The 24,787-nt window shown below is 60.5% G+C and carries 21 protein-coding genes; 10 read left to right on the forward strand and 11 right to left on the reverse strand.

Annotated features, from left to right (window positions below; all coding sequences use genetic code 11):
* The first annotated feature begins 2 nt into the window (after window positions 1-2).
* The 3 genes from AK821_RS10140 to AK821_RS10150 are packed head-to-tail and all read left to right on the forward strand — an operon-like array spanning window position 3 to window position 2,715.
* Complete coding sequence (locus AK821_RS10140) at window positions 3-734, forward strand: hypothetical protein (RefSeq protein ID WP_064389538.1); 732 nt, start codon at window positions 3-5, stop codon at window positions 732-734.
* Window positions 735-738: 4 nt separating this feature from the next.
* Window positions 739-1,245 carry a hypothetical protein gene (locus AK821_RS10145; protein WP_064389539.1) on the forward strand — a complete coding sequence of 169 codons (507 nt, stop codon included), beginning with the start codon at window positions 739-741 and terminating at the stop codon, window positions 1,243-1,245.
* A 57-nt stretch (window positions 1,246-1,302) separates the two neighbouring features.
* On the forward strand, window positions 1,303-2,715 hold the full coding sequence (locus AK821_RS10150; RefSeq protein ID WP_064389540.1) for a vWA domain-containing protein: 1,413 nt from the start codon (window positions 1,303-1,305) through the stop codon (window positions 2,713-2,715).
* 106 nt (window positions 2,716-2,821) lie between these two features.
* On the opposite strand, the gene AK821_RS10155 is transcribed toward AK821_RS10150, so the two are convergent.
* Together AK821_RS10155 and AK821_RS10160 are read right to left on the reverse strand one after the other, a co-directional pair.
* A complete protein-coding gene (locus tag AK821_RS10155; RefSeq protein WP_064389541.1) occupies window positions 2,822-4,798 on the reverse strand; it encodes a methyl-accepting chemotaxis protein in 1,977 nt (658 codons plus the stop codon).
* A 189-nt stretch (window positions 4,799-4,987) separates the two neighbouring features.
* Window positions 4,988-5,908 (reverse strand): LysR substrate-binding domain-containing protein, encoded by a 921-nt coding sequence (locus AK821_RS10160; protein ID WP_064389542.1) that lies wholly within the window; start codon window positions 5,906-5,908, stop codon window positions 4,988-4,990.
* Between the two features lie 158 nt (window positions 5,909-6,066).
* On the opposite strand from AK821_RS10160, the gene AK821_RS10165 reads away from it, so the two are divergent.
* A complete protein-coding gene (locus tag AK821_RS10165) occupies window positions 6,067-7,464 on the forward strand; it encodes a NorM family multidrug efflux MATE transporter (RefSeq protein ID WP_064389543.1) in 1,398 nt (465 codons plus the stop codon).
* A gap of 107 nt (window positions 7,465-7,571) precedes the next feature.
* On the opposite strand, the gene AK821_RS10170 is transcribed toward AK821_RS10165, so the two are convergent.
* Window positions 7,572-9,245 (reverse strand): putative bifunctional diguanylate cyclase/phosphodiesterase, encoded by a 1,674-nt coding sequence (locus AK821_RS10170; RefSeq protein ID WP_064389544.1) that lies wholly within the window; start codon window positions 9,243-9,245, stop codon window positions 7,572-7,574.
* 263 nt (window positions 9,246-9,508) lie between these two features.
* Here AK821_RS10170 and rep point away from each other — a divergent pair, with 263 nt between their 5' ends.
* Window positions 9,509-11,518 (forward strand): DNA helicase Rep, encoded by a 2,010-nt coding sequence (rep, locus tag AK821_RS10175; protein ID WP_064389545.1) that lies wholly within the window; start codon window positions 9,509-9,511, stop codon window positions 11,516-11,518.
* Window positions 11,519-11,577: 59 nt separating this feature from the next.
* Window positions 11,578-12,150, forward strand: coding sequence for a xanthine phosphoribosyltransferase (locus AK821_RS10180; protein ID WP_034152041.1), 573 nt, complete (start codon window positions 11,578-11,580; stop codon window positions 12,148-12,150).
* A 128-nt stretch (window positions 12,151-12,278) separates the two neighbouring features.
* Here AK821_RS10180 and AK821_RS10185 read toward each other — a convergent pair whose 3' ends face one another.
* From AK821_RS10185 to dadA, 6 genes are all read right to left on the reverse strand, one after another.
* The gene (locus tag AK821_RS10185) at window positions 12,279-14,201 is read right to left on the reverse strand and encodes an acetyl-CoA hydrolase/transferase C-terminal domain-containing protein (protein ID WP_064389546.1); all 1,923 of its coding nucleotides are present in this window, start codon (window positions 14,199-14,201) and stop codon (window positions 12,279-12,281) included.
* Between the two features lie 331 nt (window positions 14,202-14,532).
* Window positions 14,533-14,946, reverse strand: coding sequence for a c-type cytochrome (locus AK821_RS10190; RefSeq protein ID WP_064389547.1), 414 nt, complete (start codon window positions 14,944-14,946; stop codon window positions 14,533-14,535).
* 181 nt (window positions 14,947-15,127) lie between these two features.
* The gene (locus AK821_RS10195) at window positions 15,128-15,676 is read right to left on the reverse strand and encodes a cupin domain-containing protein (RefSeq protein ID WP_007920393.1); all 549 of its coding nucleotides are present in this window, start codon (window positions 15,674-15,676) and stop codon (window positions 15,128-15,130) included.
* 88 nt (window positions 15,677-15,764) lie between these two features.
* On the reverse strand, window positions 15,765-16,838 hold the full coding sequence (gene alr / locus AK821_RS10200; RefSeq protein WP_064389548.1) for an alanine racemase: 1,074 nt from the start codon (window positions 16,836-16,838) through the stop codon (window positions 15,765-15,767).
* 94 nt (window positions 16,839-16,932) lie between these two features.
* Window positions 16,933-17,286: a RidA family protein gene (locus AK821_RS10205; protein WP_008086784.1), complete on the reverse strand. Its 354-nt coding sequence runs from the start codon at window positions 17,284-17,286 to the stop codon at window positions 16,933-16,935.
* Window positions 17,258-18,562 carry a D-amino acid dehydrogenase gene (gene dadA, locus AK821_RS10210; protein ID WP_064389549.1) on the reverse strand — a complete coding sequence of 435 codons (1,305 nt, stop codon included), beginning with the start codon at window positions 18,560-18,562 and terminating at the stop codon, window positions 17,258-17,260. The genes AK821_RS10205 and dadA overlap by 29 nt, the downstream gene beginning before the upstream one ends.
* Window positions 18,563-18,718: 156 nt before the next feature.
* On the opposite strand from dadA, the gene AK821_RS10215 reads away from it, so the two are divergent.
* Window positions 18,719-19,207: an Lrp/AsnC ligand binding domain-containing protein gene (locus tag AK821_RS10215; RefSeq protein ID WP_003177284.1), complete on the forward strand. Its 489-nt coding sequence runs from the start codon at window positions 18,719-18,721 to the stop codon at window positions 19,205-19,207.
* 119 nt (window positions 19,208-19,326) lie between these two features.
* Here the strand turns inward: AK821_RS10215 and AK821_RS10220 are convergent, their stop codons facing one another.
* Window positions 19,327-19,680: a YkgJ family cysteine cluster protein gene (locus AK821_RS10220; protein WP_064389779.1), complete on the reverse strand. Its 354-nt coding sequence runs from the start codon at window positions 19,678-19,680 to the stop codon at window positions 19,327-19,329.
* Between the two features lie 148 nt (window positions 19,681-19,828).
* On the opposite strand from AK821_RS10220, the gene AK821_RS10225 reads away from it, so the two are divergent.
* Window positions 19,829-21,139 (forward strand): NAD(P)/FAD-dependent oxidoreductase, encoded by a 1,311-nt coding sequence (locus tag AK821_RS10225; RefSeq protein ID WP_064389550.1) that lies wholly within the window; start codon window positions 19,829-19,831, stop codon window positions 21,137-21,139.
* A gap of 116 nt (window positions 21,140-21,255) precedes the next feature.
* Here the strand turns inward: AK821_RS10225 and AK821_RS10230 are convergent, their stop codons facing one another.
* The gene (locus AK821_RS10230; RefSeq protein WP_064389551.1) at window positions 21,256-21,501 is read right to left on the reverse strand and encodes a DUF1127 domain-containing protein; all 246 of its coding nucleotides are present in this window, start codon (window positions 21,499-21,501) and stop codon (window positions 21,256-21,258) included.
* Window positions 21,502-21,680: 179 nt separating this feature from the next.
* On the opposite strand from AK821_RS10230, the gene AK821_RS10235 reads away from it, so the two are divergent.
* Window positions 21,681-23,102, forward strand: coding sequence for an aminotransferase-like domain-containing protein (locus tag AK821_RS10235; RefSeq protein ID WP_064389552.1), 1,422 nt, complete (start codon window positions 21,681-21,683; stop codon window positions 23,100-23,102).
* A 60-nt stretch (window positions 23,103-23,162) separates the two neighbouring features.
* Window positions 23,163-24,731: a phospholipase D family protein gene (locus AK821_RS10240; protein ID WP_064389553.1), complete on the forward strand. Its 1,569-nt coding sequence runs from the start codon at window positions 23,163-23,165 to the stop codon at window positions 24,729-24,731.
* Window positions 24,732-24,787 lie beyond the last annotated feature (56 nt).

Here is a 24,787-nt window from a genome sequence, read left to right on the forward strand (position 1 = left end):
CCATGTCGCGCAGCCTCTGGACTCGCTTCAAGCTACAAATCGCTTTCGTTGTCACCGGCAGCCTGCTGCTGACCGGTTGCGCCAATACTGGCAGCTCGATGCTCGGTGGCAGCGACGGTGCTGACCCACGTCTGACCCAAGGCAGTGACGCGCAGTTCTTCAGCAAGTCCGGTTACCAGGCCTGTGCCGTGGGTGCTGGCGTCGGTATCCTCGGTTGCGCGCTGTCCAACAGCAGCAACAAGGCTGTTTGCGCCATCGCCGCCGGTATCACCGCGTGTGGCGTGGCCATGGGCGCCAACTACTATCTGGATCAGCGTCGCAGCGAATACTCCGACACCACGACTCGTCTGGCGAAGATGAACAGCGATGTCGAGCAGGACACGCAAAATGTGGTTGCCCGTACCGCGACCGCGCAACAGGTGATCAACGACGATCAGGCACGCATCGCCCAGATCAAGAAAGACATCGCCAGCAAGAAGGTCGACAAGACCAAGGCCCAGGCGCAAATCGCCGAGATCGATCAGAACATCGCGCGTCTGCGCAAAGACCTCGGCAACATGCGCACCAAGGTCACCGAGTACACCAAAGTGGCTGACGCCGAACGTGCTCAGGGTGCCAGCGCCGAGATGAAGCAGGTGGACGTGAACATCCTGAAAATGAACGAGAAAGTCGCGGCCCTGCAGAAGGAAGTCGACGGTCTCTACAGCCAGCGCTCCGCGATCACTCTGGGCTAAGCACATGACGCTAAAACAGCTGGCGGTCCTGACCGCCATCCTGGCGTTGGGCGGTTGCGCCACCAAGCCGGGCGAATGCGATGCGACCAATCGCGACAGCAGCATGCTGACCAAGATGAACTGTGACTACTCCGGTGGTTACAGCGATCAGGTCAAGCAGAAGGAGCAGGCGCTGACCGAGTCGCGTCAGCAGAACGCGATGTTCCGCCAGGTCTACCAGAACATCCAGGCCCAGCAACTGAACACCAAACTCGATCTGGCCAGCCAGCAGAAATCCCAGGCTGAGCTCAACCAGTCACTGGGCAAGTTGCTGACTTCGCTCAAGGGCCGACGCGGTAATGAAGGCTCGGTGCAGAAGCAGATTGCCGATCTCGAGCAGCAGCTCAAGGCCTCGCAGGCAGCGCCAACCGCCAAGGCTTCACCGGCGGCGCTGGCAGCCAAGCAGGAACAGCTGAAAACGTTGCAGAAGAAGGTCAATCAGTTGCAGTTCAGTCTCGGTTACGAAGAGTAACTGTTCACCCCGCAGGCCTGCCGTCGCCGGCCTGCAGCTTTTTCAGGAATCGTCGTCATGCAGCGGGTCATCAGGGATGCGCACGCCACACCGGAGGGGATGAGTGCGCTGCAGGCCAAAGTCGCCCTCATTCAAAAACACTTTCCGCCGACCACCGCGAGCCTGTTCGCCATCCCCCGGATGGGCAGTGGCGAGGTGCTGGAATGGTGGACCGAACTGGGTGGCCAGCCCACGCCCTATGCCGAGCTCAATGAGGACGCGCAGCGACGCTTGCTGCAAACCTATGAGGTGCGCCAGACCGCCCTCGAACAACTGGCCGACGAATTGCAAAAACGCGGGCAGCCAAGTGTCGCGGATGATCTGCGCAGCCTGCTCGGCAGCCCGGAGCTGGACAAGCTCTACAGCCTCAACGGTGAGCCGCTGGTGGTGCGCTGGAACCAGCGACCGCCGCGTCCGATCGTGCCGCCGGTGGTGCCGCCCGTGCCGTTGGCGCCGGTAGTGCCACCTTCGCGCCGTGGCTGGTGGATCGCCGCTGCCTTACTGGCGCTGTTGTTGCTGCTACTGGCGTTGTGGCTGTGGTGGTTCCTGCACCGTGAACCGGTCGTCGTCGCGGTGCCACCGGCAGCACCGATCGTGGCGCCCGTGGAACAACCGGTAGAGCCGGTGCCCGAGCCTGTCGTGGAGCCGGAACCTGTTCCAGAACCAGAACCCGAGCCGGAACCTGTTCCGGTACCTGAACCCGCACCCGTTGCGCCGCCAAAACCGGTGGTAGTCGCCCCGCCGCCACCGACACTGGACAACTTCGCCTGCCGTAAAAAAGCACCGAATGCGGTGGTCCCGCAATTCGTCGTGGTTCTCGATACATCAGGGTCGATGGAGCTCAACATCAAAGCGGTGAAGGCTGACGAAGACTGGTTTTTTGGCAACAATCTCAACAAGTACATGGACCCCAACCGGACCCTGCAAATCTTCGAGAAGCCGAGCCGCATGAATGTGGCTCAGGATTCGCTGGCAGGAATGATCAACGCGCTGGATCCGAAGATCGATACGCGCCTGATCACCTTCGCCGGTTGCGAAAGCACGCCGGACCAAGGGGTGTTCAAATTCGGCGATCGTCAGCGCCTGATCAACGGGATCCGCGGCCTGGTGCCCAACGAAGGCACACCGTTGGCCGATAGCCTGGCCAAAGCGGCGAGCACCGTGGACGGGCGTAACAATGACGCGGTGATCGTAATGTTTGTCGACGGTGAGGACGGTTGCCAGAAAGACGTCTGCGCAGTGTCCCGACGCATTGCCCAAGAGCAGCCGCGGTTGCGAGTCAACGTGGTGAACATCGGCGCTGGCGGACCTTCGCAGTGCATTGCGAAAAACACCGGAGGCCGGGTTTACTCAAGCACCAACGCGGCCGAACTGGCCAAGCAGTTGAAACTGGCGAGCAAGGAAGTTTCGAGCAACGCCAAATGTAACTGACAGCGTGTAGGAGCTGCGGCACGCTGCGATCTTTTGATCTTGCTTTTCAGAATCAAAAGATCGCAGCCTCGTTGCACTCGTCAGCTCCTACAAGGGCATCGGCGCATCAACGGAAACGATCAACCTCGGAACGCAGATCCGCCGCCAACTTCTCCAGCTCTTTGGCGGTGACTGCAAGGTTCGACACCACCTCACGCTGCTCACTGTTCGCCAAGGCAATGCTCTGCAAGTTGCTGCTGAGCAACGTCGCGGTGCTGCTCTGTTCCTGGGTCGCCGTAGTGATCGCGGCAAACTGCTGACCCGCCGAGCGGCTCTGCTCATCGATGCGTGCCAGCGCCGAGGCAACATTGGCGTTACGCGACAGACCTTCCTGCATCAGCACATTGCCCTGCTCCATGGTGCTGATCGCGTTGCCGGTTTCCTGCTGGATGCTGTGAATCATGCTGGAAATTTCATCGGTCGCCTGACGGGTACGCGAAGCCAGGCTGCGCACTTCATCGGCCACCACAGCGAAGCCGCGACCTTGTTCACCGGCACGTGCCGCTTCAATCGCAGCGTTGAGCGCCAGCAGGTTGGTCTGCTCGGCAATCGAGGTGATAACCCCGACGATACCGCCGATTTCCTGCGACCGCTGGCCGAGGGTGTTGATCACCGTGGCGGTGCTGTTCAGCGCGCCAGCGATTTGCTCCAGCGAGGACGATGCCTCTTCCATCGAGCTGCGGCCAATCTGCGTCTGCTGGGCGTTTTCCTGCGCCAGACGCTGGGTCGCGCCCATGTTGTCGGCAATGTTCAGCGAGGTCGCGCTGAACTCTTCCACCGCACCGGCCATGCTGGTGATTTCGCCAGACTGCTGCTCCATGCCTTCGTAGGCACCGCCGGACAAACCGGACAAGGCTTGAGCACGGCTGTTGACCTCTTCCGACGAGCGACGGATGTGCTCGACCATCGTCGACAAGGCTTGGCTCATCTGGTTGAACGCGCGGGACAGCTGACCGATCTCGTCATTGCTCGACACGTTCAGGCGCACGCTCAGATCACCGGCACCCAAGGCTTCGGCCTGACGTACCAGATCGCTCAGTGGCGCCAGCTTGCTGCGCAGCAACCAGACCACCGAACCGACCGCCAGCAACATCGCCAGCAAGCTGCCAATGGCCAGTTGCGTACCGACGCTCCAGGTCACCGCGCGAATCTCGGCTTTCGGCATGCTCGCCACCACCGACCACGGGCCACCGTCGAACGGCACCGCTACACTGTAGAAATCCTCGGACTTGTCACCCCAGAACTGACCTTTGCCCGGCGATTTCGCCAGATCCTTGATCACTGGAATCGCTTGATCAAGCGCCTGTACACCTGCCGGTGCAACCAGCCATTTGCTCTGCTCATCGAGCAGCGCCAGCGAACCGGTCTGCCCGATGCGGAAACGCTTGAGGTTGTCGAACTGGGCGTTCTGCGCGTCGGTGTAATCGAAACCAACGAACAGCACCGCAATCACCTTGCCGCTGCCGTCGCGCACCGGGGTGTATTGGGTCATGTAGGAACGATCGAACAGCAACGCACGGCCAACATAGCTCTGCCCCGCCATCAACTTCGCGTACGCCGGGTGAGCGTGGTCAAGCAAGGTGCCGATGGCGCGGGTGCCATCCTGTTTGGTCAGCGAGGTGCTGACCCGCACAAAGTCTTCACCACTGCGTACGAACAGCGTGGCGACACCGGCCGTCATCTGCTTGAACTCGTCGACTTCCTTGAAGTTGTTGTTCAGCACTTCGCTGCCCAGATGCAGGCCCGGGGTCTGCGTGCCGGCGACTGTCACCGGCTCACTTGGGTGAATGCTCAAGCCCGCGCTGAAGCGCTTCTCGAACAACCCGCTCAAGCGCTGGGTGCTTTCACGCAGCGTGCCGTGGAAGGTGCTCAGTTGGTCGGCCAGCAGCCGCGCCTCACTGGCCAGATGTTCTTCACGGGTGGCGAGGTTGGCCGAGTCCAGCGAACGCAGGGCGAACACCGTACTGCCACTGATGACTATCGCCAGTATCACAGCGAGCGCGAGGCCCAGCTGCGAGGCGATCCGAGCGCGAGGTTGAGACATGGACAGCTCCTGGCCGAGCTACCGGATCCTCCCTGATCGCAGCCAATGCTCGGAAATTTTTTAATAATGGGGGTGACCTCATGAAACCGGCACGACGGTTCCATCTGCTCGTAGTCGGCGGCAAAGCCGAATACTTGAGCGCATTGCGAGGGTATGGCGTAAGGCCGGCATTGTGGCGGCTCGAACGTTTCAGCTCAAGCGCGTAACCGCCGGCAGCTCCATGGCGCGGACTTCGCCTTGCAGGAAGTCGCTTAGACGGCGCAAACGTTCACCTCCCGGACGGGTCTTTGGCCACACCAGGTAATAATTCAGTCCGCTGGCGACCGCCGTCGGCCACGGCAGACTCAGGCGTCCTTGCGCGACATCCTCGGCAACCATCAACAGATCGCCCATCGACACACCGTAGCCGCGCGCCGCTGCGATCATGCCCAGCTCGAGGGTATCGAACACCTGGCCGCCCTTGAGTGAAACCTGATCGGACAGCCCCATGTGCTCCAGCCAACTGCGCCAGTCACGACGATCCGGGGTCGGATGGAGCAATTCGGTGGACGCCAGCCGGGCCAGATCCCACGGCTGATCATTGAGCAGGTTCGGCGCACCCACCGGGATCAGCTCTTCAGGAAATAACAGGCTGGCCTCCCAGTCGGGTGGAAAATGCCCGTCACTCAGCAGCACCGCGCAATCGAACGGCTCATCGTTGAAGTCCACCGAATCGACATCCATCCAGGCGCTGGTCAGTTGCACTTCGTTGCCTGGTTGCAGGTGGCGGAAACGACTGAGTCGCGCCAGCAACCAACGCATGGTCAGGGTCGACGGCGCTTTCATGCGCAGGATGTCATCTTCAGCGCGCAAGGTATTACAGGCCCGCTCCAGGGCTGCGAAGCCTTCACGGATGCCCGGCAACAGCAAACGGGCCGACTCGGTGAGCTGCAAATGGCGACCGCTGCGGTGAAACAGCTTGCAGGCAAAGTGATCTTCGAGCGTGCGAATGTGCCGACTCACCGCACTCTGGGTGATCGACAACTCCTCGGCCGCACGCGTGAACGAGCTGTGCCGCGCGGCGGCTTCGAATGCACGCAGGGCATACAACGGAGGAAGTCGACGGGACATGCACAAGGCTCCTGCAGCGGGATACAGCGAAATGGACAGTTTCTACTCAGGATGAGTATTACTCATGCGACTCATCCTTTTTATCCCTTTGTGCAATAAATGCCAAACGCCGAGAATCGACGCTCTCCTGCTCCCTCTGAAATCGACTGGTGATGACCATGCAGCATCCTGTGCGTACCGAACTCTGGGCCATTCTGCGGCTGGCAGGGCCGTTGATCGCTTCACAGTTGGCGCACATGCTGATGGTGCTGACTGACACCCTGATGATGGCGCGCCTCAGCCCGGAAGCGTTGGCCGGTGGCGGTCTCGGTGCGGCGAGCTATTCATTTGTGTCGATTTTCTGCATTGGCGTGATTGCGGCTGTCGGCACGCTGGTGGCGATTCGCAAGGGCGCCGGCGACATCATTGGTGCAGCGCGGCTGACCCAAGCCGGTTTGTGGCTGGCGTGGCTGATGGCGTTGGGCGCCGGGTTACTGCTGTGGAACCTGAAACCGGTGTTGCTGCTGTTCGGCCAGACCGAAACCAACGTCAACGCCGCCGGGCAATTCCTCATCGCCCTGCCCTTTGCCCTGCCTGGCTATCTGAGTTTCATGGCTTTGCGCGGCTTCACCAGTGCGATTGGCCGGGCGACGCCGGTGATGGTTATCAGCCTGGCCGGCACGGTGGCCAACTTCCTGCTCAATTACGCGCTGATCACCGGCATGTTCGGTCTGCCGAAAATGGGTCTGACGGGCATCGGACTGGTCACGGCGATCGTCGCCAATTGCATGGCACTCGCGTTGGCGTGGCACATCCGCCGGCACCCGGCGTATGACGCTTATCCGCTGCGCGCGGGCCTGTCACGGCCGAACCGGCAGTACCTGAAAGAGCTGTGGCGCCTCGGCCTGCCAATCGGCGGCACCTACGCGGTGGAAGTCGGTTTGTTCGCATTTGCGGCGTTGTGCATGGGCACCATGGGCAGCACGCAATTGGGCGCGCACCAGATTGCTCTGCAAATCGTTTCGGTGGCGTTCATGGTGCCGGCGGGCATGTCGTATGCGATCACCATGCGTGTCGGCCAGCATTACGGCGCCGGGCAATTGAGCGATGCGCGGATGTCCGGACGGGTCGGGATCGTCTTCGGCGCCGTGGTGATGCTGGGGTTTGCGATGGTGTTCTGGCTGCTGCCGAATCAGTTGGTCGGGTTGTTCCTCGATCACAATGATCCGGCGTTTGCCGAGGTGATTCGTCTGGCGGTGAGCCTGTTGGCAGTGGCGGCATGGTTCGAGTTGTTTGATGGCACGCAGACGATCGCGATGGGCTGCATTCGTGGACTCAAGGATGCGAAGACCACGTTTCTGGTCGGGCTCGCTTGCTATTGGCTGATTGGTGCGCCGGCGGCGTGGTGGATGGCGTTCCATTTGAACTGGGGGCCGACGGGTGTCTGGTGGGGATTGGCGCTGGGTCTGGCGTGCGCGGCGGTGAGTTTGACGCTGGCGTTCGAGTGGAAGATGAAGCGGATGATTCGGCTGGAGCCTGCGCCCTCGAGCCCTTACACAGTCGCCCAGACTGACTGAGATCCCTTGTAGGAGTGAGCCTGCTCGCGATAGCGCTGTATCAGTCAGTGCATGATTATCTGACATACCGCTATCGCGAGCAGGCTCACTCCTACAGGGTTATGCGTTCAACTGACGATTTCCAGGGCTGACTGCTGGCTTGAGCCGAAGGTCAGATATTCAACCAGTTCCGCCAGCGGCAACGGCCGGCTGATCAGATAACCCTGCACCTGATCGCAACCAAAGCCGCGCAGCAGTTCCAGCTGTTCCGGCGTCTCGACCCCCTCCGCCACCACTTCCAGATGCAGGTTGTGCGCGAGATTGATCATCGCGTGCACCAGTTTGCGGTTCTCCTCGCGCTGCTCCATGCCGCCGACAAAGCTCTTGTCGATCTTCAGCAAGGTGATCGGCAAGCTGTTGAGGTGCACGAACGAGGAAAACCCGGTGCCGAAATCATCCAGCGAAAAACGCACACCGAGGCGGCCCAAAGCATCCATGGTCTGCTTGACCAGATCGCTGCGGCGCATCACCGCGGTTTCGGTCAGTTCGAATTCCAGCCACTGCGCTTCAACACCGCGTTCAGCGATCAAGCGGCTGAGGGTCGGCAACAACTGGCTGTCCTGAAACTGCCGGAACGACAGGTTGATCGCCATGTGCAGCGCCGGCAATCCGCGTTCGCGCAGCGCCTGCATATCACGCAGGGCCCGGGAAATCACCCAGTAACCCAACGGCACAATCAGCCCGCTCTGTTCGGCCAACGGCACGAATTCGCTGGGCGGCAGCAAGCCACGCTCGCCATGACGCCAGCGCACCAAGGCCTCGAGGCCGACAATCTGGCCGTCCTCAAGATTCAACCGTGGCTGGTAATGCAGCTCCAGTTCATCGCGACGCAACGCCCGGCGCAGCTCGCTTTCGAGGTCGGCCATGCTCCGTGCATTGCGGTTGATGCGTTCGTTGAAGATATGAAAGGTGCAGCCCTGCGTGCTCTTGGCCTGCTGCATGGCGATGTGCGCATGCCACATCAGCGGGTCGGCCCCGGCCTGTGCGCGAGCATGGGCGATGCCGAGGCTGGAGCCGATCAGCAGGCTTTCGCCATCGACCCAATACGGTTCGGCGAGCGCTTCGGTAATGCGTTCGGCCATCCACTCGGCGCGTTGCGGCGCGCGGCGGGTATCAATCAACAGGGCGAATTCGTCACTGCCCAGCCGCGCCAGTTGATCGCCGGCCTCCAGCTGACTTTTCAACCGTGCGACCACTTGCAGGATCAAGCGATCGCCGGCCTGATGGCCAAGGGCGTCATTGGCATGGCGGAAGTTGTCGAGATCGAGATGGCCGAGGGCCAGGCCACGACCGTCGTTTTCCGCGAGGCGCGCCGCAAGCAAGGTCTGAAAACCCTGTCGGTTGGCGATGCCGGTCAGCGGATCCTGTTCGGCGAGGCGCTGCAGGGTGTTTTCGAGAACGCCGCGTTCGCGCACATGGCGCAGGCAACGGCGCAGCATGCCGGCGTCAAGGGCGTCGAACACCAGCCAGTCACTGACGCCAACCGGCGCGGTGTCCGGTTCGTGTTCCAGCAGCAATACCGTCGGCAGGCTGCAACGACCGGGTGCCGGTTGCAACGCCGGAATCGTCAACAACACCGCGTGGCGGTTGTCTTCGAACAAACTGCTGACCGACTCCCAGCTCGGGGCGCTGATCAGCACCGCCGCGCTGCCCATTGGAGCCAGACACTCACGCAATAACGCTGTCCACGCTGGCTCTTCGGCCAGTAGCAGCAAACGCAAGGGTTCGACAGGCGTAGACAAGCTAGCTCCCTAGACTCTGCAATGATGTGGGCGGGGGCATTATGCCGTTGCTATGACCAATGACCAAATGACAACGGTTATCGAAACGTTATTTTGTGTCACGAATGAGTACATTAGCCGCAAAATCACCGCGCATCCTCCGCGAAAGTAACAAAACCGGCAAATTTGAATCGCGTGGTACGTCACAAGTCGGACAGAGCAGCACAAATCTCTGAGCCTGTTAAAATGCCGGCCCATTTCGTCAACGACTCCCGAATTTTCGTATGTCCCGACTCAATCCCCGGCAGCAAGAAGCCGTGAACTACGTCGGCGGCCCTCTATTGGTGCTCGCCGGTGCTGGCTCCGGCAAGACCAGCGTGATCACGCGCAAAATCGCGCACCTGATCCAGAACTGCGGCATCCGCGCCCAGTACATCGTCGCCATGACCTTTACCAACAAGGCCGCGCGCGAGATGAAAGAGCGGGTCGGCACCTTGCTGCGGGCCGGCGAAGGGCGTGGGCTGACGGTCTGCACCTTCCACAACCTCGGTCTGAACATCATCCGCAAGGAACACGCGCGGCTGGGCTACAAACCCGGTTTCTCGATCTTTGACGAGACCGATGTAAAAGCGCTGATGACCGACATCATGCAGAAGGAATACGCGGGCGAAGACGGCGTCGACGAGATCAAGAACATGATCGGCGCCTGGAAAAACGACCTGATCCTGCCGCCTCAGGCGCTGGATAACGCGCGTAATCCCAAGGAACAGAATGCCGCCATCGTCTACACCCACTATCAGCGCACGCTGAAAGCGTTCAACGCGGTGGACTTCGACGACCTGATCCTGCTGCCGGTAAAACTCTTCGAGGAACATGCCGACATTCTCGAAAAGTGGCAGAACAAGGTGCGTTACCTGCTGGTCGACGAATACCAGGACACCAACGCCAGCCAGTATCTGCTGGTAAAAATGCTCATCGGCAAGCGCAACCAGTTCACCGTGGTAGGCGACGACGACCAGTCGATCTACGCCTGGCGTGGCGCGCGGCCGGAAAACCTGATGTTGCTCAAGGACGACTATCCGTCCTTGAAAGTGGTGATGCTCGAACAGAACTATCGCTCGACCAGTCGCATCCTGCGCTGCGCCAACGTGCTGATCTCGAACAACCCGCACGAATTCGAAAAGCAGCTGTGGAGCGAGATGGGCCACGGCGACGAGATCCGCGTGATCCGCTGCCGCAACGAGGACGCCGAAGCCGAGCGCGTGGCCATGGAAATCCTCAGCCTGCACTTGCGCACCGACCGCCCGTACAGCGATTTTGCGATTCTCTATCGCGGTAACTATCAGGCCAAGCTGATCGAGCTGAAGTTGCAGCATCACCAGGTGCCGTACCGCTTGAGCGGCGGTAACAGCTTCTTCGGCCGCCAGGAAGTGAAAGACCTGATGGCCTACTTCCGCCTGATCGTCAACCCGGATGACGACAATGCCTTCCTGCGGGTGATCAACGTGCCGCGCCGGGAAATCGGCTCGACCACTTTGGAAAAACTCGGCAACTACGCCACCGAACGCAAGATCTCGATGTACGCCGCCACCGACGAAATCGGTCTCGGCGAGCATCTGGACAGCCGCTTCACCGATCGTCTGTCGCGCTTCAAGCGCTTCATGGACAAGGTCCGCGAGCAATGCGCCGGCGAAGACCCGATCTCGGCGCTGCGCAGCATGGTCATGGACATCGACTATGAGAACTGGCTGCGTACCAACAGCTCCAGCGACAAGGCTGCCGACTATCGGATGAGCAACGTCTGGTTCCTGATCGAGGCGTTGAAAAACACCCTCGAGAAGGACGAAGAAGGCGAAATGACCGTCGAGGACGCCATCGGCAAACTGGTCCTGCGCGACATGCTCGAACGTCAGCAGGAAGAGGAAGACGGTGCCGAAGGCGTGCAGATGATGACGCTGCATGCGTCCAAGGGTCTGGAATTTCCTTACGTGTTCATCATGGGCATGGAAGAGGAAATTCTCCCCCACCGCTCCAGCATCGAAGCCGACACCATCGAAGAAGAACGCCGCCTGGCCTATGTGGGCATCACCCGCGCGCGCCAGACCCTGGCCTTCACCTTCGCCGCCAAGCGCAAGCAGTACGGCGAGATCATCGACTGCGCGCCGAGCCGCTTCCTCGATGAGCTGCCGCCGGACGATCTGGCCTGGGAAGGCAACGACGACACACCGACCGAAGTCAAAGTCGTGCGCGGCAACAGCGCATTGGCTGATATACGCGCGATGTTAAAGCGCTAGAATTGACCACTTTTTTTACTAGACCTTCGGCGCACAAAGCGCCAAAAGAGGACAGCTTCATGGAAGCATTGCAGCAGAAAATCCGCGAACAAGGCATCGTGCTTTCCGACCAGGTCCTGAAGGTCGACGCCTTCCTGAACCACCAGATCGACCCGGCCCTGATGAAGCTGATCGGCGACGAATTCGCCTCGCTGTTCAAGGATTCGGGCATCACCAAGATCGTCACCATCGAAGCCTCGGGCATCGCTCCGGCGATCATGACCGGTCTGAACCTCGGCGTGCCGGTGATCTTCGCCCGCAAGCAACAGTCCCTGACCCTGACTGAAAACCTGCTGTCGGCGACCGTTTACTCGTTCACCAAAAAGACCGAAAGCACCGTGGCCATCTCGCCGCGCCACCTGACCAGCAGCGACCGCGTGCTGATCATCGACGACTTTTTGGCCAACGGTAAGGCATCGCAGGCGCTGATCTCGATCATCAAGCAAGCCGGCGCGACCGTTGCCGGTCTGGGCATCGTCATCGAGAAGTCGTTCCAGGGCGGCCGCGCCGAACTGGATTCGCAGGGCTATCGCGTTGAATCGCTGGCCCGGGTGAAATCGCTGACGGGTGGCGTGGTCACCTTCATCGAATAAGCCACACCGCAATACCCCTGTGGGAGCGAGCCTGCTCGCGAATGCTTAGGGTCAGTCGACATCTTGATTGACTGATACACCGCTTTCGCGAGCAGGCTCGCTCCCACAGTGGGTTTTGCGGTGGGCAGTTACTGCGCGGTGGCCTTCAAACCTGTGAGGAGCAGGCGTTGGAACAGGTCTTCTTTCAGGCCTTCCGGGTTTGTCAGTTGCATGCGCTCAAGGTGCTCGGGATATAGCGATGCCTCTGGTGCATCGAGGGCAGCCTTGCCCAGTTCGAGGATCTCGGTGAGTTTGAATTTGCTCTTCAGCCAGTTCAGCGCCCGCAGCAAATCCCGTTCAATCGCGGTGAAATCACAGCCCAGCGGGTACTCCGGAAACAGGTTCGGATGCCGCGCGGCAATCGCCTGCAAACGCTGCGGCGTGTTGTCGGCGAAGCGTGGGTCGAGGCGGAAATCCTTCGGCAGCTTGCCGACTTTTTGCGCTTGTTCGATAAGTCCCTGCTGGAAGCGTGAGTCGCTGATGTTCAGCAGCGACTCGATCACCACGGCGTCGGATTTGCCGCGCAGATCGGCAATGCCGTATTCGGTCACGACGATATCGCGCAGATGCCGTGGGATCGTGCAGTGGCCGTACTCCCAAACGATGTTGGAACTGACATCGCCACCCGACTCGCGCCAGCTGCGCAGAATCAGAATCGAACGGGCATCGTGCAGCGCATGCCCCTGCGCCACGAAGTTGTACTGCCCGCCGACACCGCTGAGCACTCGTCCGTCTTCCAGTTGATCCGCCACACCGGCGCCGAGCAGAGTCATGGTGAACACGGTGTTGATGAACCGCGCATCGAGGCGTTGCAAGCGCTTGAGTTCTTCCTGCCCATACAGCTCGTTGATGTAGCTGATGCGGGTCATGTTGAATTCGAGGCGCTTGCTCTGCGGCAGCTCGCGCAGGCGCTCGTAGAAACTGCGCGGGCCGAGAAAGAACCCGCCGTGCACCGAGATGCCGTCAATCTGCGCGGCCTCGTCGAGGGTGCCGGCGTTGGCCTGTTCCTGGGTCGGCACATCGGGATAAACCTTGCGCCGAATGATCCCGGCATCCGCCAGCACCAGCAGGCCATTGACGAACATTTCGCTGCAACCGTACAGGCCTTTGGCGAACGGGCCGGTGCCGCCCTCACGGTGGATCAGTTGCGCCCATTGGCTAAGGTTGATGTCATCGAGCAACGCCTGATAACCGACGTTATCCGCCTGACGTGCGAGCAGCGCGGCGGTCAGCGCATCGCCCATCGAACCGATACCAATCTGCAACGTGCCGCCGTCGCGCACCAGCGTACTGGCGTGCACACCAATGAAATGATCCTGAAAGCCCACCGGCATGTTCGGCGTAGAAAACAGCGTGCTGCTGTCCTTTGCATCGATCAGCAGGTCGAAGGTGTCGATGTCGACCTCGGCATCGCCGGGCATGTAGGGCAGATCGGTGTGCACCTGGCCAACCAGCAGAATGGTCTCGCCCGCGTCGCGGCGCTTGGCGATCATCGGCAACAGGTCGAGGGTGATGTCCGGGTTGCAGCTCAGGCTCAGTCGATCCGGATGTTCGCTGCTGCTGGCGAGCAACTGCGCCACCAGGTTCAGCCCGGCAGCGTTGATGTCACGGGCGGCATGACTGTAATTGCTGCTGACGTAATCCTGCTGAGCCGGCGCGCTGTTGAGCAGGCTGCCGGGTTGCATGAAGAATTGTTCGATGCGGATGTTCGCGGGCAGGCTGTCGCGGTGCAGGTCGGCGAGGAAATCGAATTCCGGGTAGTCACCGAAGACACGTTCGACGAAGGGTTCGATGAAGCGCTTTTGCAAACCGTCGCCCAGTGCAGGGCGGCCAAGACACAGCGCGGTGTAGATCGTCAGCTGCCGCTCGGGCAGGCCTTTGATCCGCCGGTACAGCGCGTTGACGAAGTGATTGGGTTTGCCCAGGCCAAGCGGCATGCCCATGTGGATATGCGCCGGCAAGCGCGCCAGCACGTCGTCCACTGCTTGTTCGATCGAACACAACTGCACCATCTGAAGCCTCCTGCCCGTTCCGTGAATAGGGGTAGACCGAGCTTGCCTTGAGTTTGCTGCAAAGAACAGCTTCAGATTGCCCTCACCCTAACCCTCTCCCAGAGGTAGAGGGGACTGATTGGGGGTTGCTGTGAAGATACGCCGACGTGAAAGTGATGTGCTGAATCCATAATCGCTAAGGTCTTTCAGGTCGATGTATAACGCCAGACACCGCGGTCGGCCCCCTCTCCCTCCGGGAGAGGGCTGGGCGGGCGGCGTTCCGATGAGGGGCTCTTGAATCGCAGGCACAAAAAAACCGTCCGAAGACGGTTTTTTTCATCAGAAGCGCGGCTTATTTCAGACCGGACATCTTCTCGATCGCGCCCTTCAGGTCAGCATCGGTGCAATCGGCACAGGTGCCTTTTGGCGGCATGGCGTTGATGCCGGTGATGGCCTTGGCCAGGATGCCGTCGAGGCCGCCCTGGTGATCGGCGCGCTCCTTCCAGGCGGCGGTGTCACCGATTTTCGGCGCGCCCAACAGGCCAGAACCATGGCAAGCGTTGCAATGTTTGGCAATGATTGAGTCTGGAGTCTTGGCATCACCGCCGCCGGCAGTCGCAGCCACTTCCATCCCTTTGCATTCCTGCCCTTGGACACACACCTGGCCGACCGGCTCTAGGCGTTTGGCAATGTCGTCATTCGTCGCAGCTTGAGCGCTGACAGCCCAGAGGGCCAGTACGGTTGCTGGTGCAGCCAGCATTTTCATAATTAGATTCACGCGTTCACCCTCAATGGTGGCTATTCACGCCTGCGGCCACGGTTCGCAGGCGGGCGCAAGTATAGCGGGTAGCCCGCCACACTGAAACAACCCCATAGTCGAAGGGGTTATACCGCACGGTAGAAAAACTGTTCGGATGCCTTTGCCATCATGGCTTGGCACCTCTTTGTTAAAAATTCGCCGGCGTGGCTGCGCTGATTAGTCGCGCAGGCGCGTCGAACGGATTACGAAAACGATGCGGCTTGGTACTTTCAAAGTAGTAGCTGTCGCCGGCTTCGAGAATAAAAGTTTCCAGACCCACCACCAGTTCCAGACGACCTTCCACCAGAATCCCGGTTTCCTCGCCTTCATGGGTGAGCATTTCCTCGCCGGTATCTGCGCCCGGCGGATAGATTTCATTGAGGAAGGCGATGGCGCGACTGGGGTGCGCGCGGCCGACCAGTTTCATGGTCACGGCGCCGTCGGAAATGTCGATCAGCTCGTTGGCCTTGTAGACGATCTGGGTCGGGACTTCTTGCAGAATTTCTTCGGAAAAGAACTCGACCATGGACATGGGAATGCCGCCCAGTACCTTTCTCAGCGAACTGATCGAAGGACTGACGCTGTTCTTTTCGATCATCGAAATGGTGCTGTTGGTGACGCCCGCGCGTTTGGCGAGTTCACGCTGGGAAAGCCCTTTGAGCTTGCGGATCGATTGCAGTCGTTCACCGACGTCCAAGGCGCGAGCCTCCTGATGTTGTAAGAATATTGAGCGTTATCATGGCGACAGCGTTCAGTATTTACAACACTTGACCCCCGCAGCAGCCTTAACCCTCGGAATAGAGCCTTGGCACCCGACGCAGGTTGCAGAAGATCTGGTACGGAATCGTGTCGGCCCACTGCGCCACTTCGCTGGCGAGAATGTTTTTGCCCCACAGCTCGACGGTGGAACCGAGGTCGGCTTCCGGCACATCCGTCAGGTCGATGCAGAGCATGTCCATCGACACGCGACCGAGAATGCGACTGCGTTTGCCCGCCACTAATACCGGCGTGCCGGTCGGCGCCTGACGCGGGTAGCCGTCGGCGTAACCCATGGCGACCACGCCGATGCGCATTGGTTTGTCGGTGATGAACTTGGCGCCGTAACCCACCGGTTCGCCGGCCGGCAGCTCACGCACGCAGATGACTTTCGACTCCAGGGTCATCACCGGTTGCAGACGATCGGCAACGGCGTTGGCTTCTTCGAACGGGGTCGCGCCGTACAGCATGATGCCCGGGCGCACCCAGTCGCTGTGAATCTGCGGCCAACCGAGCACGGCCGGCGAGTTGCGCAAGCTGACTTCCGCCGCCAGGCCCTGACGCGCCGTCTCAAACACCGCGACCTGTTCGGCGCTGCTCTGTGCGTGCAGTTCATCGGCGCGGGCGAAGTGGCTCATCAAGACGATTTTCGCCACTTTGCCACTGGCCAGCAGACGCTGATAAGCCGCCGGATAATCCTTCGGATGCAGGCCAACACGGTGCATGCCCGAATCGAGCTTCAACCACACGGTGATCGGCTTGCTCAGCGTCGCCTGCTCAATTGCTTCGAGCTGCCACAGCGAATGCACCACGGTCCACAAATCATGCTCGACGATCAACGCCAGCTCATCGGCTTCGAAGATGCCTTCGAGCAACAACACCGGGGCCTTGATGCCGGCCGCGCGCAGCTCCAGCGCTTCCTCGATGCAGGCCACCGCGAAACCATCGGCCTCGGCTTCCAGCGCCTGTGCGCAACGCACCGCGCCATGCCCGTAGGCATCGGCCTTGATCACCGCGAGCGCCCTGGCGCCGGTGACTTCGCGGGCAATTCGGTAGTTGTGGCGCAGGGCTTCTAGGTCGATCAGGGCACGGGCAGGACGCATGGCGGCAGACTTCTAGGCGGTCATGGGAAGAAAAACCGGCGCCGACTGACGACGTGAACCGCCAACAGCGCCGGGAGAGGGATCTTTACAACGGTTACGGCAGTGCGGCGACGATAGAAATTTCTACCAGAATGCTCGGCTTGGCCATTTTCGCTTCGACGGTGGCACGGGCCGGGGCAGCGCCTTTTGGCAGCCACTGATCCCACACCGAGTTCATCCCGGCGAAGTGCTCATCGATGCCGTTCAGGTAGATCGTCGCCGACAACAGGTGTTGCTTGTCGGTGCCGGCCAGATCAAGCAAACGCTCGATGTTGGCCAGTACGTCGCGGGTCTGCTGTTCAATCCCGGCGTCGAAGTCGTCGCCGACCTGCCCCGCCAGATACACGGTGCCGTTGTGGCTGACGATCTGACTCATGCGCTCATTGGTGAGCTGGCGCTGGATTGACATGTTTTGCGGACTCCTGAATTTTGTTGCCGTAACGGGAAATATCGAGGCCTTCGGCGCTGATCTGTGGCTTTTTCTTCGCCATCAGGTCGGCCAGCAAACGACCGGAACCGCACGCCATGGTCCAACCGAGGGTGCCGTGACCGGTGTTGAGGAACAGGTTCTTGAACGGCGTGGCGCCGACGATCGGCGTGCCGTCCGGGGTGGTCGGACGCAGGCCGGTCCAGAAACTCGCCTCGGCCAGATTACCGCCCTGAGGATAAAGGTCGTTGACGATCATCTCCAGGGTTTCACGTCGACGCGGGTTCAGCGACAGGTCAAAACCGGCGATCTCGGCCATGCCGCCAACGCGGATGCGGTTGTCGAAACGGGTGATCGCGACCTTGTAGGTCTCGTCGAGAATAGTCGAGGTCGGGGCCATCGCCGGGTTGGTGATCGGCACGGTCAGCGAGTAACCCTTGAGCGGATACACCGGAGCCTTGATGCCCAGCGGCTTGAGCAGTTGTGGCGAGTAGCTGCCGAGCGCCAGCACGTAGCGGTCAGCGGTTTCCAGCTTGCCGTCGATCCACACACCGTTGATGCGATCACCGGCGTAGTCGAGTTTCTGAATGTCCTGGCCAAAGCGGAATTCCACACCGAGTTTCACCGCCATTTCGGCGAGACGCGTGGTGAACATCTGGCAGTCGCCAGTCTGGTCGTTCGGCAGGCGCAGGGCACCGGCGAGGATGTCAGTAACGCCCGCCAGTGCCGGCTCAACGCGGGCAATGCCGGCGCGATCGAGGACTTCAAACGGCACACCGGACTCTTTCAGCACGGCGATGTCTTTGGCGGCGCCATCAAGCTGCGCCTGAGTGCGGAACAGCTGAGTTGTGCCGAGGCTGCGGCCTTCATAGGCGATGCCGGTTTCAGCGCGCAGTTCGTCGAGGCAGTCGCGGCTGTACTCGGACAGACGCACCATGCGCTCCTTGTTTACCGCGTAACGATTGGCGGTGCAGTTGCGCAGCATCTGCGCCATCCACAGGTACTGGTCGATGTCGGCAGTGGCCTTGATCGCGAGAGGGGCGTGACGTTGCAGCAGCCACTTGATCGCCTTCAGCGGTACGCCCGGCGCAGCCCACGGCGAGGCATAGCCCGGCGAGACCTGGCCGGCGTTGGCGAAACTGGTCTCCATGGCCGCAGCGGGCTGCCGGTCGACTACCACCACTTCAAACCCGGCACGGGCCAGATAGTAAGCACTGGCGGTACCGATGACGCCGCTACCCAAGACCATTACGCGCATTTTTGTTTCCCTCATCGCGGCGGGGCCGCGCACGTCTGTTGTTAGAGCAATGATGCGCGCAGTGTAAAAAAGAAATGCCAGTGCTTTTCACTATATAAGCGCCTATATTTGGCGACAATTCTCGGCAAAAACCCTTTTCACGGAGGCGCATCCCCTATGCGTACCAACACTCAGACCAAACGTGAGCTGGACAAGATCGACCGCAACATCTTGCGGATCCTGCAGGCGGACGGGCGGATTTCCTTTACCGAACTGGGCGAAAAGGTCGGGCTCTCGACCACGCCGTGCACCGAGCGCGTGCGGCGTCTGGAGCGCGAAGGGATCATCATGGGCTACAACGCCCGGCTGAATCCGCAGCACTTGAAGGGTAGCTTGCTGGTGTTCGTCGAGATCAGCCTCGACTACAAATCCGGCGACACCTTCGAGGAGTTCCGCCGCGCGGTGCTGAAGTTGCCGCACGTGCTGGAATGTCATTTGGTGTCAGGGGATTTCGACTATCTGGTGAAGGCGCGGATTTCCGAGATGGCCTCGTACCGCAAGCTGCTGGGCGACATTCTGCTGAAGCTGCCGCATGTGCGGGAGTCGAAGAGTTATATCGTCATGGAAGAAGTGAAAGAGAGCCTGAGCCTTCCCATTCCAGACTGAAGATTGCCGGGCCTGACCCCGGCCCTATCGCGAGCAGGCTCACTCCTACATTTGGAATGCGTACCCTTGTAGGAGTGAGCCTGCTCGCGATGGCGTCGACTCGGTCCCGAGTGAACCCTTCAAACCAACACCTGCCGATTCGCCGCCATGTACTCGAAAATCTGCTTCTCCACCCGTGGATGAATCAGCTCCACCGGCCGCCGCTCATTCGGGCAAGGCAAGGTTTTGGTCGTACCGAACAACCGGCAAATCAACGGCCGCTCTTCATACACCGTGCAGCCATTCGGGCCCAGATGCACACAGTTCAACTCTTCCATCGCCGCATCCTGCTCGGCGCGGGTCTTGCGCGGCAGGCGGGCCATTTCTTCCGGCGAGGTGGTCACCGGGCCGCAGCAGTCGTGGCAGCCGGGCACGCACTCGAATGAGGGGATCTGCTGGCGCAAGGTGCGGATTTTCTGGCTGTTGCAGCTCATCGAAGCGGTGACCAAGTTGAAATAGACGGCAATTGTGCCGCAAAAGCCCTGATCCAGACACCGCAGGCCGACCAGTGTTGCCCACGTTCGGGCGTGCGGCTTATGCTCCGTCAAATTTTCTCGACACCTTAGCCGTTGGATGACGCCCATGACTGCCCGCGCCTTCACCTCCGCGAGCCAACCCCACGTTGCCTCCTACTACGCCGCCAGCAGCCTGCCGCAGCCCGATCATCCGCTGCTGCAAGGCGAGGTAGTGGCCGACGTCTGCGTGGTCGGCGGCGGTTTTTCCGGGTTGAATACGGCACTGGAACTGGCCGAACGCGGCCTCAGCGTGGTGCTACTGGAGGCGCATAAAATCGGCTGGGGCGCCAGCGGACGTAATGGCGGACAGTTGATTCGCGGGGTCGGCCATGGTCTCGATCAGTTCGCCAATGTCATCGGCAGCGACGGCGTACGCGAGATGAAACTGATGGGCCTGGAAGCGGTGGAAATCGTTCGTCAGCGTGTCGAACGTTTTCAGATTGCCTGCGACCTGACCTGGGGCTACTGCGACCTTGCCAACAAACCCGCTGACCTTGAGGGTTTTGCCGAAGACGCCGAAGAGTTGCGCAGCCTCGGTTATCGCTACGAAACCCGTTTGCTGCAAGCCCACGAAATGCACACGGTGGTCGGCTCCAAGCGCTATGTCGGTGGTTTGATAGATATGGGTTCAGGACATCTGCATCCGCTGAATCTCGCGTTGGGCGAAGCAGCGGCGGCGCAGCAATTGGGCGTCAAACTGTTTGAACACTCGGCAGTGACGCGTATCGATTACGGCCCCGAAGTCAAAGTCCATACAGCCCAGGGTTCGGTGCGCGCCAGGACCCTCGTGCTCGGCTGCAACGCGTATCTCAATGATCTGAACCCGCAACTCAGCGGCAAGGTCCTGCCGGCCGGCAGCTACATCATCGCCACCGAACCGTTGAGCGAAGAAAAGGCGCACAACCTGCTGCCGCAGAACATGGCGGTCTGCGACCAGCGTGTCGCGCTGGATTACTACCGGCTCTCGGCGGATCGTCGTTTGCTTTTTGGTGGCGCCTGCCATTACTCGGGACGTGATCCGAAAGATATCGCCGCATACATGCAGCCGAAGATGCTCGAAGTGTTCCCGCAACTCGCTGGCGTGAAGATCGATTATCAGTGGGGCGGGATGATCGGCATCGGCGCCAACCGTTTGCCGCAGATCGGCCGGCTCACGGACCAGCCGAACGTGTATTACGCCCAGGCCTATTCAGGCCACGGGGTGAATGCCACGCACTTGGCGGGCAAGTTGCTCGCCGAGGCGATCAGCGGGCAGCACAGCGGCGGGTTTGACCTGTTTGCCAGGGTGCCGCACATCACCTTCCCGGGCGGCAGGCATTTGCGTTCGCCATTGTTGGCGTTGGGGATGTTGTGGCATCGCCTCAAAGAGTTGGTCTGATGTCTTTGCAGTGAATTGAAGGCCCTATCGCGAGCAGGCTCACTCCTACAGTTGAAATGCGTTCCCCTGTAGGAGTGAGCCTGCTCGCGATGAGGCCCGAAAAGACCCTACAGATCTCAGATCCGCCAGAACGGCTTCAACCCCTCCTCCAGCGCCTGCTCACGCGTCAGCCCGATGTCCTTGAGCTGATCCGTCGTCAGCGCCAGCAATGCCTTGCGCGTGTGCAGACGATGCCACAACAGACCCCAGCGACTCAGGCCGGAGGGAGCGTTGCGCATGATCTCATTGCGCGCACGATCCTTCTGCCCTGCCGCCAGTTCCTGGCTGTGTAACGTCAGCCGCACATCGCTCAAGCCGTTCATTTTTGTCGCTCCTGTTTACTTGGGTAGCCAGAGATTCCATGATGCGCGGGTCGGCAAAAGCATTACAGATTCAACACACCTGTATTAACTCCATACAGATTTGCTGCTTCCGAGTCTGAATTGTCGATTTGTGACGCATCTGTACTGGTTTAACGAATCAACTGCATCGAGGCAGTGCCATGACCCTGTATGTGAACCTCGCCGAACTGCTCGGCACGCGCATCGAACAAGGCTTCTATCGTCCAGGTGACCGGTTGCCATCGGTGCGCGCCTTGAGCGTAGAACATGGTGTCAGCCTGAGCACGGTGCAGCAGGCTTATCGCATGCTCGAAGACAGCGGCCTGGCCACGCCGAAACCCAAGTCCGGCTATTTCGTCCCGGTCGGGCGCGAGTTGCCGGAACTGCCCGCCGTCGGCCGTCCGGCGCAGCGTCCGGTGGAAATCTCGCAGTGGGATCAGGTGCTGGAGCTGATTCGCGCGGTGCCGCGCAAGGACGTCGTGCAACTGGGGCGCGGCATGCCCGACATCAGCTCGCCGACGATGAAACCGCTGTTGCGCGGGCTGGCGCGGATCAGCCGCCGCCAGGACATGCCCGGCCTGTATTACGACAACATCCACGGCACCCTCGAACTGCGTGAACAGATCGCCCGATTGATGCTCGATTCCGGCTGCCAGTTGAGTCCCAGCGATCTGGTGGTCACCACCGGGTGCCACGAAGCGCTGTCCACCAGCATCCACGCGATCTGCGAGCCGGGCGACATCGTCGCGGTCGATTCGCCGAGCTTCCACGGGGCCATGCAAACGCTCAAAGGTCTGGGCATGAAAGCCCTGGAAATCCCCACCGACCCGCTCACCGGCATCAGCCTCGAAGCGCTGGAACTGGCGCTGGAGCAATGGCCGATCAAGGTCATCCAGCTCACCCCGAACTGCAATAACCCGCTCGGCTACATCATGCCGGAGTCGCGTAAACGCGCCCTGCTCAACCTCGCTCAACGCTTCGACGTGGCGATCATCGAAGACGATGTGTATGGCGAACTGGCCTACACCTACCCGCGTCCGCGCACGATCAAATCCTTCGACGAAGATGGCCGCGTGCTGCTGTGCAGTTCGTTTTCCAAGACCCTGGCGCCAGGGCTGCGGATTGGCTGGGTTGCACCGGGCCGTTATCTGGAGCGTGTGCTGCACATGAAATACATCAGCACCGGATCCACCGCCCCGCAACCGCAGATCGCCATTGCCGAATTTCTCAAGTCCGGCCATTTCGAACCGCATTTGCGACGGATGCGCACGCAATACCAGCGCAATCGCGACATGATGATCGATTGGGTCACGCGCTATTTCCCGGCGGGCACGCGCGCCAGCCGCCCGCAAGGCAGCTTCATGCTGTGGGTCGAATTGCCGGAGGGCTTCGATACCTTGAAACTGAATCGTGCGCTGCATGATCAAGGCGTACAGATTGCCGTCGGCAGTATCTTTTCCGCTTCGGGCAAGTACCGCAATTGCTTGCGGATGAACTACGCTGCGAAACCGACAGCGCAGATCGAAGAAGCCGTGCGCAAGGTCGGTGCGATGGCCATTCAACTGCTCGCCGAAGCCGACTGACCTTTTTCCAGAGACCAGCGTCCATATGCCGACCTCAGCCGCCAACCGGAACGATCCTACGTGAGCTTCAGACAGCCCCTACTCGCTTTGCTGTTATTCACCTCGTTCCTCAGCGGCTGCGCCAGCCTCGATGTGCCGCGCGAGCCGAGCGAGGCCTTGCCGGCGTCCGGCTCCAGTTTTGGCCGCTCGATCCAGGCCCAGGCGGCGCCCTATCAGGGCCGCTCCGGTTTCCGCCTGCTATCCAACAGCACCGAATCCTTCACCGCCCGCGCCGAGTTGATCCGCCATGCGCAGGTCAGCCTCGATTTGCAGTACTACATCGTTCACGACGGCATCAGCACGCGGATGCTGGTGGACGAATTGCTCAAGGCCGCCGACCGCGGCGTGCGTGTGCGCATCTTGCTCGACGACACCACCAGCGACGGCCTGGACCAGATCATCGCCACGCTGGCGGCGCATCCGCAGATTCAGATCAGACTGTTCAATCCGCTGCATCTGGGGCGCAGCACCGGCGTCACGCGCGCGGCTGGACGTTTGTTCAACCTGTCGCTGCAACATCGACGCATGCATAACAAGTTGTGGCTGGCGGACAACAGCGCAGCCATCGTCGGCGGGCGCAATCTGGGTGATGAGTATTTCGATGCCGAGCCGAATCTGAATTTCACCGACATCGACATGCTCAGCGTCGGCCCGGTTGCCGAGCAGCTCGGACACAGCTTCGATCAATACTGGAACAGCGCCCTGAGCAAACCGATCGACGAATTCCTCTCCAGCAAACCAACCGCCAAAGATCTGCAGAACACCCGCACGCGTTTGGAAGAATCCCTGGAAGAAACGCGCAAACAGAATCACGCGCTGTATCAGCAGTTGATGACCTTCACCACCGAGCCGCGCATGGACATCTGGCGCAAGGAGCTGATCTGGGCGTGGAACCAGGCGCTGTGGGATGCGCCAAGCAAGGTGCTGGCCAAAGGCGAGCCGGATCCGCAGTTGCTGCTGACCACGCAACTGGCGCCGGAGCTTAGGGGTGTCAGCAAAGAACTGATCATGATCTCGGCGTACTTCGTACCAGGCCAGCCAGGGTTGGTGTATCTGACGGGACGCGCCGATGCCGGCGTTACCGTGAGTCTGCTGACCAATTCGCTGGAAGCCACTGACGTGCCAGCGGTGCACGGCGGCTATGCGCCGTATCGCAAAGCGTTGCTGGAGCACGGTGTGAAACTGTATGAACTGCGACGCCAGCCTGGGGATAACTATGGCAGCGGGCCGCATGTGTTTTACAGCAAGTCGTTTCGCGGCTCGGATTCCAGTTTGCATAGCAAGGCGATGATCTTCGATCGGCAGAAATCGTTCATTGGCTCGTTCAACTTTGATCCCCGCTCGGTATTGTGGAACACCGAAGTCGGCGTGTTGGTCGACAGCCCTGAGCTGGCCGAACATGTTCGCGAACTGGCCTTGCAGGGTATGGCGCCAGCGCTGAGTTATGAGGCGAAATTGCAGGATGGTCAGATTGTCTGGGTTACCGAAGACAACGGCCAGATGCATACGCTAACCAAGGAGCCGGGGAGTTGGTGGCGACGGTTTAATGCGTGGTTCAGCACCACGGTCGGCCTGGAGCGCATGCTTTAAAAAGCAAAAGATCGCAGCCTTCGGCAGCTCCTACAGTTTGAAATGCATTCCCCTGT

It is taken from the genome of Pseudomonas sp. RIT-PI-r, assembly GCF_001297015.1.
In the GTDB taxonomy this organism is placed as follows: domain Bacteria; phylum Pseudomonadota; class Gammaproteobacteria; order Pseudomonadales; family Pseudomonadaceae; genus Aquipseudomonas.